At 26.7% G+C, this 13562-nt stretch carries 13 protein-coding genes; 11 read left to right on the top strand and 2 right to left on the bottom strand.

Translation table 11 applies throughout. The features are described 5' to 3' along the window. Positions 1–9: 9 nt before the first annotated feature. From ACTHUW_RS08360 to ACTHUW_RS08410, 11 genes are all read left to right on the top strand, one after another. A complete protein-coding gene (locus ACTHUW_RS08360) occupies positions 10–1203 on the top strand; it encodes a glycosyltransferase (protein ID WP_442213011.1) in 1194 nt (397 codons plus the stop codon). Positions 1204–1224: 21 nt separating this feature from the next. Then, positions 1225–2193 carry an ATP-grasp fold amidoligase family protein gene (locus ACTHUW_RS08365; RefSeq protein ID WP_442213013.1) on the top strand — a complete coding sequence of 323 codons (969 nt, stop codon included), beginning with the start codon at positions 1225–1227 and terminating at the stop codon, positions 2191–2193. Positions 2194–2244: 51 nt separating this feature from the next. Continuing rightward, positions 2245–3546 (top strand): oligosaccharide flippase family protein, encoded by a 1302-nt coding sequence (locus ACTHUW_RS08370; RefSeq protein ID WP_442213016.1) that lies wholly within the window; start codon positions 2245–2247, stop codon positions 3544–3546. A gap of 20 nt (positions 3547–3566) precedes the next feature. Further along, positions 3567–4301, top strand: coding sequence for an aspartate/glutamate racemase family protein (locus tag ACTHUW_RS08375; RefSeq protein WP_442213018.1), 735 nt, complete (start codon positions 3567–3569; stop codon positions 4299–4301). Further along, positions 4294–5511, top strand: coding sequence for a dicarboxylate/amino acid:cation symporter (locus tag ACTHUW_RS08380; RefSeq protein ID WP_442213020.1), 1218 nt, complete (start codon positions 4294–4296; stop codon positions 5509–5511). Before ACTHUW_RS08375 ends, ACTHUW_RS08380 begins: the two co-directional genes overlap by 8 nt. Before the next feature lie 22 nt (positions 5512–5533). Beyond that, positions 5534–6607: a sugar-transfer associated ATP-grasp domain-containing protein gene (locus tag ACTHUW_RS08385; RefSeq protein WP_442213022.1), complete on the top strand. Its 1074-nt coding sequence runs from the start codon at positions 5534–5536 to the stop codon at positions 6605–6607. A 27-nt stretch (positions 6608–6634) separates the two neighbouring features. Beyond that, on the top strand, positions 6635–7576 hold the full coding sequence (locus ACTHUW_RS08390; protein ID WP_442213024.1) for a N(5)-(carboxyethyl)ornithine synthase: 942 nt from the start codon (positions 6635–6637) through the stop codon (positions 7574–7576). Between the two features lie 12 nt (positions 7577–7588). Continuing rightward, the gene (locus ACTHUW_RS08395; protein ID WP_442213026.1) at positions 7589–8593 is read left to right on the top strand and encodes an ATP-grasp domain-containing protein; all 1005 of its coding nucleotides are present in this window, start codon (positions 7589–7591) and stop codon (positions 8591–8593) included. Positions 8594–8637: 44 nt separating this feature from the next. Next, on the top strand, positions 8638–9801 hold the full coding sequence (locus ACTHUW_RS08400; RefSeq protein WP_442213028.1) for a nucleotide sugar dehydrogenase: 1164 nt from the start codon (positions 8638–8640) through the stop codon (positions 9799–9801). A gap of 25 nt (positions 9802–9826) precedes the next feature. Next, positions 9827–10915, top strand: coding sequence for a DUF871 domain-containing protein (locus tag ACTHUW_RS08405; RefSeq protein WP_442213030.1), 1089 nt, complete (start codon positions 9827–9829; stop codon positions 10913–10915). A 143-nt stretch (positions 10916–11058) separates the two neighbouring features. Further along, positions 11059–11490, top strand: coding sequence for an HTH domain-containing protein (locus ACTHUW_RS08410; RefSeq protein ID WP_442213032.1), 432 nt, complete (start codon positions 11059–11061; stop codon positions 11488–11490). On the opposite strand, the gene ACTHUW_RS08415 is transcribed toward ACTHUW_RS08410, so the two are convergent. Further along, the gene (locus tag ACTHUW_RS08415) at positions 11476–12942 is read right to left on the bottom strand and encodes an RNA-guided endonuclease InsQ/TnpB family protein (protein WP_442213035.1); all 1467 of its coding nucleotides are present in this window, start codon (positions 12940–12942) and stop codon (positions 11476–11478) included. The two genes, ACTHUW_RS08410 and ACTHUW_RS08415, sit on opposite strands and share 15 nt — an antisense overlap. Positions 12943–12978: 36 nt before the next feature. Then, complete coding sequence (tnpA, locus tag ACTHUW_RS08420; protein ID WP_442213037.1) at positions 12979–13377, bottom strand: IS200/IS605 family transposase; 399 nt, start codon at positions 13375–13377, stop codon at positions 12979–12981. Positions 13378–13562 lie beyond the last annotated feature (185 nt).

A 13562-nucleotide genomic window follows, 5' to 3' on the forward strand; every position in this document is an offset into this window, starting at 1 on the left:
ATAAAAGAGGTGAGAAGTATCAAAAATATTGTTATACTTATTTACAGTTTAAAAGGTGGAGGTGCAGAGAAAGTAGCAGCTTCATTAAGCAAAATATTGAATAAAAAGTATAATGTTTATTTGATAGTATTTGACTCGAGAGATATTGTATATTCATATTCAGGAAATTTAATAGATTTAAATATAAAAAGTGAAACTAATATTTTTAAAAAGATAATAAATGTATTTTTAAGAATACACAAGGTTAAAAAGATAAAAAAATTATATAAAATAAATACTACAGTAAGTTTTTTAGAAACAAGCAATATAATTAACATATTTTCTCGTGTTAATGATAAAATAATTATTTCGATTAGAAGTCATATTTCCAGCAAAAGAAAAAATTTTTATAAATATTTTATCTCGAGTATCATTAAATTTTTCTATAAAAAAGCAGATCAAATCATTGCAGTTTCTAAAGGGGTAGCTGAAGATTTAATACAAAATTATAATTTGCCTTCTGCAAAGGTTAAATATATTTATAATTCAGTAGATATAGATAAAATTAAGAACATGGCAAAGGAACCAATTGAAAATCATACAGATTTATATGAAGATAAATTTACTTTGATAAATATTGGAAGACTTAACACAGCTAAAGGGCAATGGCATTTGATTAGAAGCTTAAAAGCTATTAAAGCTGATATACCAAATATAAAGTTAATAATATTAGGACAAGGTGAATTAGAGCCATATTTAAAAAGAATTACAGATAGAATGAATTTGAATGATAATGTGGTGTTCTGTGGTTTTAAAAAAAATCCTTATAAATACATTGATAAGGCAGATTTATTTGTTTTTTCATCTTTGTATGAAGGTTTTAGTAATGCATTATTAGAGGCCATGGTATGTAGTATTCCTATTATTTCTACTGACTGTAATTCAGGACCTAGAGAGGTGTTAGCTCCTGACACTAATATTAATAATAAATGCATAGATATAGAATATAGTAAATATGGAATTATGTTTCCAGTGTTTGATGGTATAAAATATGATGAGGAGGATCCACTTACAAAAGAGGAAAAATTATTAGCTGAAAGTGTAATACAATTATATAAAAATGAAAAACTAAGAAATGAATACTCTCATAAAAGTGATGAAAGAATTTGTGATTTTAGTGTAAATAAAATTGAAGATGAATGGCTTAAATTAATTGAAGATTAAAGGTGTATAGTGAGGGATAAAATGATTCATAAAATAAAAACTACTATTAGAAATATTTCACATGGAAATGAAAAATTAAAAAAAATATATGATTTAGCAAATAAAATAAAGGTTAAATCATTAAGTAAATTAAGTGATGAAACTTATGCACATATTAAATATAAAGAAAATACAGGAAAAGATTTAAACATAAATAATCCAAGTACATTTAATGAAAAATTATGGTGGTTAAAACTAAATAATAGGGACCCCTTACTTACTATTTGTTCAGATAAATATAAAGTAAGGGAATATATAAAAGAACTTGGCTTAGAACATATACTAATAAAATTAATTGGTGTTTATGACGATGCACGTGAAATTGACTTTGAAAAATTGCCTGAAAAAGCTTTTATAAAAACTAATCATGGCTCAGGTACAAATATGATTTGGGATAGAAATAAATCATTTAGTAAGAAAAAATTCATAAAAGAATTTAATTTAGCATTAAAGGAGAATTATTATTTTCAATCAAGAGAATGGAATTATAAAAATATTGATCCTAAGATAGTAATAGAAGAAATAATAGGAGAAAAAATTGATACAAGTCTTGTTGATTATAAATTTTTATGCTTTGATGGAGAGGTAAAGTTTGTTTTTGTGGAATTAGAAGTGAGCCAATCAGATGGAAAGCACAACCCTTTCGCCACTAGAAATATATATGATAAAGAATTTAACTTGATTGATATGAAAGTAGGAAGAGAGAATTTTGATCCCGATTTAATTTCAAAACCTAAAAACTTTGATAAAATGGTTAATTATGCTGAAAATATATCTAAGCCATTTCCTCATTGTAGGGTAGATTTGTATAATGTAGATGGTAAGATTTATTTTGGAGAAACTACATTTTATCACGGCGGAGGAACTCAAAAAATCACACCTGAAAAGTGGAATTATAAAATGGGTGAGTGGATAAATTTAGAAAGTAAAAAAATAAAATTAAATATGTAATTTAAAATTAAAGAAATTATTATTGAGGATTTAATTAAGGAGAAGAAGATATTGTATTCTAAAAACATAGCAAGTAATTTAATTACCAGAATAATAAAAATAGCATTAAGTATGATAGTTAGCATTGCAGTAGCAAGGACATTGGGCCCTGAAAAAAAAGGATATATAGCTTATTTTGTACTTGTTACAGGTTTAATAGCTACTTATTCCCAATTAGGAATCACAAATGCAAGTTCATATTTTCAAAAGCGTTCAAGTTATCCATCTCAAATTGTTTTTAATGTAAATATGAGCTTTTTACTGATCATCTCTACTATAATAACAATCATTATAATTGGACTTAGATCATTTGATATAATTTTTGTTAAATATACTAGCTATATCATATTTAGTGGTGTGATATTTATAATCCTTTCTTTAACAAGTAATTTAATGAAAACATTTTATATAGCTAATGAAAGAATTAGAGAAACTAATAAAGTATTATTAATTGCTAATGCTATAAAAATAGCATTAGTATTAGTATTATGGCCTCTAAATTTATTAAACAGTACTACTTACTATTCTGCTATAGTACTTGAAATAATACTAATAACTATTTTATTAACAAAAAATTTAAATATAAATTTTAAATTTCAACTTGATAAAGTATTATTAACTAGTGAATTTAAATATGGTATATTTGGATATTTTTCAGGGTTATTTATGTTTCTAAACTATAGAGTAGATCAACTAGTTATAAAGCAAACACTTACTCTAGGGGATCTAGGTATATATTCAATAGCTGTTTCATTAGCAGAGATGGTTTTTTTGGTGCCTACAAGTATCGAACAAGCTTTAATGGGTAAATTGTATACTTTGAAAAAAGGTGATTTAAATACTAAATTAATAGTATCTACTACATTTAAATTCACCTTTTATGTATGTATAATTTTAGTTATAATAGGATCTTTTATGACACCATTGATACCTGTTTTATATGGCTCAGCTTATGCTGAAGCAAAAACATCCGTACTTATATTATTTATTGGTACTATTTTTGCATCAGTTGCAAAAGTATCTGCTACTTATTTCTTTACTGAAGGAAAGCCACAAGTTCAATTTTATGCTACACTTATAACATTATTAATGAATATAGTTTTAAATTATAAATTTATACCTATATATGGAATACATGGAGCAGCTATAGCTTCTACTGGTGCCTATTTTATATATGGCACATTCTATGTAATATATTTCACTATAATAGGAAATTTTAAATTCAAAGATTTATTTATTTTAAACAAATCAGATAAAGAAATAATTAGTAAGTTTACAAATGATTTAAAAAATAAAATATCTAAGAAAAAATAAACTTAAACAAGGAGAATTTGATGAAAAAAACCATAGGAATAATTGGAGGTATGGGTCCACTTGCTACAGTATATCTTTTTAAAAAAATAGTAGAACTTACAGATGCTGAACAAGATGATGAACACCCTAGAATAGTAATAGATAATAATACTAGTATCCCCAAAAGACCTAACTATTTACAAGGGGAAGGAGAGAACCCCTTGCCATATTTGATTGAAACTGCTAAGAGATTAGAAAGTATAGGAGCGGATTTTTTAATTATGCCTTGCAATACAGCACATTATTTTTTTGAAGGAATTCAAAAGAAATTAAAAATACCATTGATAAATATGGTGGAGGAAACGGCGGAGTATTTTATATCTAACAATCCTAAAGGAAATAAAGTAGGATTGTTAGCCACCGAAGCTACTTGCGAATTTAGGATTTATCATGATATATTCAAAAAATGTGGGTTAGAAGTTATAACACCTACATCCAACCAACAAGAATTTATTACTGATATAATTAATGAAAAAATTAAAAAAGGTGATAATATTATAGATCTAAAAAAGTTTAATAATATAATATTGGACTTGAATTTTAGGGGCGCCGAATCTGTTATAATTGGATGTACAGAATTATCAGTGGTAAATGATTTATATAATATCGAAGGTGATATTATAGATGCAATGAAAATACTTTCAGAAAATGCCATATTAAAATCTGGTTACCATATTAAAAATAACAAGCCTATTGGAAGTGATAAAAATGAATAAAATAGGTTTAACTACAAAAATTTTAATAGGATTAATATTAGGTATTGTAACTGGAATTTTAGTAAAAGATATACCACAAATAATCAATGCCATAGAGCCTTTAGGAGAAATTTTCATAAGACTTATAAAAATGATAATAGTTCCATTAGTATTCTCCACAATCATAATAGGGATTTCAAGTGTAAGTGATATAAAAAAATTAGGACGCATGGGTGGAAAAACTATATTATATTTTCTCTTTACAACATCTATTGCTGTAGTAATAGGAATAACCCTATCAAATATTATCCAGCCTGGAGAAGGTATAGACATTGCTTTAAATAGCAATTATGAATTTCAAACTCCACCTTCACCTTTAGATACCTTATTAAATATAATACCTGCTAATCCTATTAATGCCTTATCTCAAGGTGAACTTTTGCAGGTTATATTTTTTGCTATATTTATAGGAATAGGATCTACATTAGTAGGAATAAAATCAAAACCAGTAATAAATTTTTTTGATTCATTAGCAGAAATAATGTATAAGATTACTGAAATTATAATGAAAATATCACCAATAGGAGTATTTGGGCTTATAGTACCAGTAGTAGCTAGAAATGGCATAGACATATTATTACCATTAGTCAAAGTTATATTTGCAATGTATATAGGAGTTATAATACATGCTTTATTAGTATATGCTAGCTCTGTAAAGCTATTTACTGGAATTAGTATTTTGAAATTTTTCAAAAGCATATTTCCAGCTCAAATGATAGCTTTTTCATCATGTAGTAGTTCAGGAACACTACCAATTTCTATGAAATGTGCTCAAGAAAACTTAGGCATATCTAAAGAAGTATCAAGTTTTGTATTATCCTTAGGAGCTACTATAAATATGGATGGAAATTCTTTATATCAAGGAGTAAGTGCATTATTTATAGCCCAAGCATATGGGCTAGAATTAACATTATTGCAACAATTGATGATAGTATTAACGGGTACATTAGCATCTATAGGAGCAGCAGGAGTACCTGGTGCAGGGCTTATAGTATTATCTATGGTTTTATCTTCTGTAGGACTACCTATTGAAGGAATAGGTATAGTTGCAGGCATTGATAGAATATTAGATATGGCTAGAACAATGCTTAATGTAACTGGAGATATATCAGCTTCATTAATAGTAGCTTCAACCGAGGGAGAAATTGATCAAAAGTTATTAAAGTTATAGTAGTAGTTTGGAGGAAAATGTTTTGGAAAATGTATTGAAAAAATCATATAATTTTGTAAAAGATAATAAATATGTAATTTCAAATTTATCAAATATAAAAAAAATAGTAAACGAGGCAGATAAATTATCTTATTATTCAATAGGCGAAAGAAAAGATAAGAAACAAATATATATAGATAACCTGAAATGGCTTATAAAAAACAAAGAAATCAACAATTCTTATTTTTTATATGGACTTGATAAAAAAGATAGTAAATCTCAAAAATATTATATGTCATACAAAGAATTTAGAAAAAAAAGAGACCGATTAAATCATAATAAAAATTGCAATTATACTTGTATATTAAGGGATAAATTTGTATTTGCTAACTATTTAAAAGGACTTGGATTTTCCACTCCTAAAATATTAGCATTAGGGAATAAAGATTCAATAAGATGGTTAGATACTAATAATGTAGAGGGTTTAGATGAATTAGTCACTAAAAATAATATAGATGTTTTTTGTAAAAGTCTAACAGGCCAACTAGCAGATTGTGTATTTAATCTTAAAATAAAAGATAAACAAATACATATAGATGGAGTAATAGGTAATATAGATCAATTAAAAGAAAAAATGGTTGGAAATATATTTTTACAGGAAAAGGCTATACAGCACTCTAAGATGAATGAACTTTATTCTAATTCATTAAATACAATAAGATTAGTCACAATTAAGGAAAATAATAAAGTAAGTGTTTTTTCATCAGTATTAAAAATCGGTGCGTTTAATAACACTTGTGATAATTGGCATCTAGGTGGTATAATAATTGAAATAGATAAAGAAAGTGGTAAGTTAAATGAAGAGGGTATTTTAACTCCTGGAAAAGGAGGATATGTTAAAGAACACCCTGACACAAATAAAACATTCAAAGATTTTGAAGTACCTTATTTTGTACAAGCTGTAAATGTAGCAAAAGAATTACATCAATACATGGGTAACATTCATTCAATAGGATGGGATATTGGAATAACAGGAGATGGACCAATATTTATAGAGGGAAATGATAATTGGGGTATACCCATGCATCAAGCTATAAATGGACCAATGAAATTTTAAAAACTAACTTAAAGGAGGATATTAATAATGAAATTAGGATTTATAAAACCAAATTATTCAAATGAAAAAAGAGTAGCTCTTCTTCCAGAGGATATAAAGGATTTTCAAAATGATATAGTGATTGAAGAAGGATTTGGTGAATATTTGGATATAGAAGATGAAGAATATCAAAAAGCTGGGTGCGAAATACTATCCAGGAAAAAAGTATATGAAAAATGTGATTCTATTTTTTCATTGAAATTAATTCAACCATCAGATTATGAGATGATAAGAGAAGGACAAATGATAATAGGATGGACTCATCCAACAGGTTCAGGATCTAAATTTATGGAAGAGCAAGCTATCCCAAAGAATCTAATAGTTGTTGATTTAGATAATATTTATCCTGCAATATATTATAAAAATAAAAAAATAGACATAGATTTTATTCCACGTAATTTTGTAGCTGGAAATAGTTTTAATGCTGGTTATGCGGCTACTATGCATGCATTACTATCTTATGGTTTAGTTCCTACTTTCAATACAAAGGTAGCTATACTAGCAGCTGGAAATGTATCACAAGGAGCTTTTTATGCAATATCTAAACTAGGAGCTCAAGTTAGATTATATTATAGAAAAACAATGGATGAATTTAAAAGAGATATTAATGAATATGATGTAATAATAAATGGAATAGAAGTAGATACTCCTAATACCAATATAATAACAAAGAAAGAGCAAGAGAGAATAAAGAAAAATTGCCTTATTATAGATGCAGCAGCAGATGCAGGAAATGCAATAGAGGGGACTAGATATACTACTATAGATAATCCTATATATAAAGAAGATAATATTTATTTCTATGAAGTAAATAACGCACCTTCTATTTTTTATAGAGAAACAAGTAGAGTTATAAGTGAGTCATTTAGCAAACATGTATATAAAAGAGATATAAAAGACTTTTATGATTTAGCTAAAAGTATAAAATAAGGAAGTGAATCAATGAAACTAGGCATTTTAAATGAATTTACAGGTTCAGAAAAAAATTATATAAAAGCCTGTGAGAGCTTAGGTGTAGAATATGAATTAGTAGATATAATATCTACTAATTGGATAGACAATATAAAAAACAGTAACTGTGATGGTTTCTTAGTAAAACCTTCAGCTAAAAAAGAAGTTTGGAAGAATATGTATGATGAAAAATTATATTTTATTAATAAAATTATGAAAAAACCTATATACCCTTCATATGAAGAATTATTTATTTATGAAAATAAAAAGAACATGGCTTACTGGCTTGAGGTAAATGATATACCTCATCCAAAAACATGGGTATTTTATAAAAGAGAAGAAGCTTTAAAGTTTATAAAGGATTATAATGAATTTCCAATAATGTTTAAGACTAATATAGGTAGCGCAGCATTAGGAGTAAAATTTATAAAGAATGAAAAAGAAGCCATTAAGCTTATAAATAAGATATTTACTAGAGGTAAGTTCTTTAATATAGGATATACTAAGTGGTATAAAACTTCTTATGGAATATCATATCCTAGAATGGATGATAAACAATATAACTTTATAATATTTCAAGAAAAATTAGATGTAAAAGTTGAATGGCGTATGATTAATATAGGCGATTCTTTTTTTGGACATCAAAAACTATCAGATGGAAAATTTCACAGTGGAAGCGATTTAGTAGGCTGGGTAAAACCTCCAGAAGCTTTATTGAATTTAACAAAAGAAATTTCTAAGATAGGTAATTTTACCTCTATGGCAATAGATATATTTGAAGATATTAATGGAAATTATTATGTAAATGAACTTCAAACTATGTTTGGTAGTTATAACCCTTCACAAATGTATATAAATGATGTACCTGGTAGATATACATATAATGATGGAAAATGGGAGTTCGAGGAAGGACTATTCAACGAAAATGCCAGTTGTAATTTAAGGGTTATTGATTTTATAGAAAGACTAGAGGTATTAAATCAAGATAATAAATAATTTAAAAATATTTTATAGTGTAATAAAATATGGAGGCAATATAAATGAAAATAGCAGTAGCAGGAGCAGGCTATGTAGGACTTTCAAATGCAGTACTTCTTGCAGACAGTAATGAAGTAAATATACTAGATATAAACCAGTGGAAAATAGATTTAATAAATGATAAAAAATCTCCTATAATAGATGAAAAGATAGAAGATTATCTAAAAAACAAAGAACTAAATCTAATAGCAACAATAGATAAATCAATTTATCAAAATGTTGATTACGTAATAATAGCAACACCAACGAATTATGATCCAGATAAAAACTATTTTGATACTTCATCAGTGGAATCGGTAATTAAAGATGTACTTGAAATAAATCCTGACGCAGTAATGATTATTAAATCAACTGTACCTGTAGGATATACACAAGAAATAAAAGAAAAATTTGATACAGAAAACATTATTTTTTCACCAGAATTCCTAAGAGAAGGAAAAGCTCTATATGATAATCTATATCCATCAAGAATCATAGTAGGTGAAAGAAGTGAAAGAGCAGAAACATTTGCTAATTTACTTGCTGAAGGTGCAATAAAGGAAGATATAGATATATTATTTACTGGTAGTACAGAAGCTGAAGCTATAAAATTATTCTCTAATACTTATCTTGCAATGAGAGTAGCATTTTTTAATGAACTTGATACTTATGCAGAAGTTAGAGGACTTAATACAAAACAAATAGTAGAAGGAGTATCTTTAGATCCGAGAATAGGAAGTCATTACAACAATCCTTCATTTGGCTATGGTGGATATTGCCTACCTAAAGATACAAAACAGTTGCTAGCTAATTATGAAGATGTACCAAACAATATAATGAGGGCAATAGTAGATGCAAATAGAACAAGGAAAGACCATATATCTCAAATGATAATAAAAAGAAAACCTAAAATAGTTGGAGTATATAGACTTACTATGAAAACTAACTCAGATAATTTCAGACAATCAGCAATACAAGGTATCATGAAAAGAGTTAAAGGAAAAGGAATAGAAGTAATAGTATATGAACCTGAATTAAAAGAAAAAGAATTCTATGGATCAGAAGTAATAACAGATTTAGATGAATTTAAGAAAAAATCAGATGTAATAGTAACAAATAGAATGTTTGATGAACTAGAAGATGTGAAAGAAAAAGTATATACAAGAGACCTTTTTGGCAGAGACTAGGTCTCTAAAGGAGAGGAAGTGTAAAATGATAAATTTAGGTATTTCAATTTATCCAGATAGATCAGATATAAATGAAGATTTAAAATATATTGATTTAGCAGCTAAATATAAGGTGAAGAAAGTATTTACTAATTTACTTGGCTTAGGCTACAAATCAAAGGACGAGATAAAGGAAGAATTTAACACCAGAATAAATCATGCACATAAATATCATATGGAAGTCATAGTAGATGTAGCCCCTTATATATTTGAAGAACTAGGTATTTCTTATGATGATTTATCTTTTTTTAGTGAAATAGGTGCTGATGGCATAAGAATGGATGAAAATTTTGATGGAAATAAAGAAGCCATCATGTCATATAACAAATATGGATTAAAGCTTGAATTTAATGCAAGTGGAAATATAAATCAAATAGAAAACATACTAGCATTTAAACCTAAAAAAGAGAAAATAATATCATCCCATAATTTTTACCCTCAAAAATATACAGGTCTAGGGCTTGATTATTTCCTTGAAAACAGTAAAAAAATAAAAGAAAAAGATATTGTATTAGCAGCATTCATATCAAGTAATAGTAAAGATGCATTTGGACCTTGGGATGTAAATGAAGGTTTATGTACTTTAGAAATGCATAGAAATATGCCTATTGATTTACAAGCAAGACATTTAATAGCAACAGGATTAATTGATGAAGTATTGATAGCAAATGCATATGCTAGTGAAGAAGAATTTGAAACTTTATCAAAAATAATAGAAGATAAGGTGAATTTTAAAATAGATAAAGAATATGAATTATCGGGGGTAGAAGAAAAGATACTTTATGATGATGAACATTTTGCACGAGGAGATATATCTGATTACATGAGAAGAAGCTCTATGACTAGAGTTAAATATAAGGACAGTGAAATAAAAGCTCAAAACACTAGAGATTTAAAAAGAGGAGATGTAGTTATTTTAAATGATAATTACACTAGGTACAAAGGTGAACTTCATATAGTTTTAAAGGACATGTCAAATGAAGGCAATAAGAATGTTGTAGGCAAAATCAAAAATGAAGAATTATTTTTATTGGACTATTTAAATTCATGGGATAAGTTTGTAATAATAGATTAAAAAAGGATATATTGTTTTGGCAGAGATTAATTCATAATCTCTGTCTTTCTTTATGTACATAAGTTCTGTATCTTTACAGAAGCTATATGTTATAGTCATATAAATAAAGCTAACATATAATTAAATAGAAAGGATTTGTAAGAATGAATAAAAGACAAGTTGATTTATTGAAAAGTTTGATAATAGCAAAAGATTATTTGCCCATAAAACATTTTTCAAATGAATTAAATATATCAGACAAAACCTTATCAAAGGATCTAGACAAATTAGAATCTATGATTAATCAGGTAGGTGCAAAGATAGATAGGAAAAGAGGTCTTGGAATAAAACTTCATTATAGCTCTTCACAACTAGATATATTAAATTCAAGACTTAATCATATGAAAGTTTCCATAGGTGATGATGATTTAATTCATAGGAGAATACAAATGCTTTTAAATCTTCTAATTAATACAGATAAATATACTACTATACAAAAATTATCAGATGAACCTCTCCCACCTTCGTTTCACTTAGAGGTGAGAGTTTCTTGTGTATCATATTTAAGTCTCCACCTACTATTAGGCAATGCTTAACACAAGTGGTGTGAACACAACACCTCTATTCCCTAACTTAAAAGCATCGGGAACTACTTTTCTTATTATATTTGCTGCACCGTTACAATCAGCATTTATGAGTATTCCTTCTTTAGTTTTATATAAGCCTCTTTTTATTCTCTTACCTGAAAATATAGGCTTTTCTTTGTTTTTATCATTAATACAAGGAATTTTATCTTTATCTAAAAAAGAAGCTTTAGATGTATAACTTTCTTCTGTAACTATTACGTTTATTCCCTTTTCATTGGCTTTATAAGTAAGTATTTTAATGAACTTATTATAAGGTAATCCTTTAAAATTTAATTTAATATCTTTTCTAAAATTAATATTTTCTTTAAAGTCTTTGTTTTTACCTATAATTATAGTATCAATACTTAATTCTATAGCTTTTTTAACTATATTAAAGCTTGCTTTATGAAGAAAGTCCTTTATCTTATCATTTCTTTTTGCATCTATTCTATTTAATCTATTAGAGTTAAATAACCCTTCATTCTGAGATTTACCTTTTCTCAATATACTGTAATAATGAGCTCTTTTTTTGTTATAGTATTGATTTATACTTTTTATCACCTTGCCATTAATAATAATTGGTCTTTCACCAACATTATTTACAATAGTTGCAAAGTTATCTATTCCTAAATCAATACCAAATATATTTTTTGGTGTCTCACTTATAGCCACAGGCTTTATATTAAGCTCAAAAACAATTTCAATAGTATAGTAATTAGGTCCTGGTAAAATTCTAACTTGTTTTAATCTGCCATTAGTTTTACTAAGTTCACCTATATTTAATCTTTCATTGGTCTTAGGAAATCTTATATAATTATCAACAATCTTACAAGTTTGATTAGAAAAGAAAGCTATTTTTCTACCATCTTTCTTAGCATAATTAGGAGGTTTAGGTTTTCCTTTATATTTAGATGGATTTTTCTTATAATCTTTTAAAGACTTATAAAAGCTTTTCCAATCATTAAAAACCGTTTTCATAATATGTTGATTGCTATGAGAAGGTATAGCAAGATAATCAACCTGTTTATTAATTTTAAAGATACCATCAAGTAAATTATAACTTATATATGGGTTATACTTATCTATTAAATCAAAAAGAGCAACTTCTTTAATTTCTTTTCTCTCACTAATTGGTTTTTCAAGTTCTTTCATTTTTCTTTTTTCATTATAAGCTATTTTTACTTTATTTAATTCTGGTATAGTAGAATTAATTTCATTTATTATCATATTTTCATTTTCTTCTCTTTTTTCTATATCTTTTTTAATACCACTAAATACTTGTCTTATGTAAAAGTTAGTAGTATTATATAGATTCTTTGAAAATAAACACATATCATCACAATAGTTATATAGATTATGACCCTTTTTAATTCTAATACTTTGAGTTCTTAATATCTTTTCTTCCTTCTTATCCCTTTCCACATTTTCACCTCCTTCAAATACAAAATTATTCTAATCCTACTTCTCCCATTGAGATTCAATGTATTCTTTTATTACATTAATACTTACCCCACCAGTAGAAATCAAGCAAAAGCTCTTTGACCAAAAAGAATCTTCCCATAATTTTTCTTTTATTTCAGGAAACTCTTTTTTAATTAATCTAGAAGCTGCGCTTTTATATGCATTAATGAACTTAGAAGCATGAGTATTAGGATGAGAACTATATAATATATGGACATGATCCTTATCATGATTCCACTCATTTAACTCAATATTATATCTTGGAGATATATTTTCAAATATTTCTTTTAATCTATTAGATATCTCATCATTAATTACTTTTCTTCTGTATTTAGTAACTAATATTAAGTGAAAATTAATGTTGAATACCGAATGATTATTTGATTGCAATTCCACTATTATCACCTACTTTTATATTTAATACTGATTATATTATATCACTAAAAGTACAGAAGTAACAACTATATTTTAACAAAATTCATTCCCACTTACTTTATAGTTGAAATAGGGGTTTTCTTTTGTATATTTTGATAAACTCGAGAAAGTACTAATGCCCCTAGCAGACAAACTAGGGAAAAACA

It is taken from the genome of Senegalia sp. (in: firmicutes), from assembly GCF_052088025.1.
In the GTDB taxonomy this organism is placed as follows: Bacteria; Bacillota; Clostridia; order Tissierellales; family SIT17; genus Anaeromonas.

Bases quoted from the DNA above. Each gene is read 5' to 3' on its own strand.
- ACTHUW_RS08405 (WP_442213030.1), top strand. From the start codon at position 9,827: ATGATAAATTTAGGTATTTCAATTTATCCAGATAGATCAGATATAAAT.
- ACTHUW_RS08390 (WP_442213024.1), top strand. From the start codon at position 6,635: ATGAAATTAGGATTTATAAAACCAAATTATTCAAATGAAAAAAGAGTA.
- ACTHUW_RS08395 (WP_442213026.1), top strand. From the start codon at position 7,589: ATGAAACTAGGCATTTTAAATGAATTTACAGGTTCAGAAAAAAATTAT.
- ACTHUW_RS08410 (WP_442213032.1), top strand. From the start codon at position 11,059: ATGAATAAAAGACAAGTTGATTTATTGAAAAGTTTGATAATAGCAAAA.
- ACTHUW_RS08375 (WP_442213018.1), top strand. From the start codon at position 3,567: ATGAAAAAAACCATAGGAATAATTGGAGGTATGGGTCCACTTGCTACA.
- ACTHUW_RS08380 (WP_442213020.1), top strand. From the start codon at position 4,294: ATGAATAAAATAGGTTTAACTACAAAAATTTTAATAGGATTAATATTA.
- ACTHUW_RS08400 (WP_442213028.1), top strand. From the start codon at position 8,638: ATGAAAATAGCAGTAGCAGGAGCAGGCTATGTAGGACTTTCAAATGCA.
- ACTHUW_RS08365 (WP_442213013.1), top strand. From the start codon at position 1,225: ATGATTCATAAAATAAAAACTACTATTAGAAATATTTCACATGGAAAT.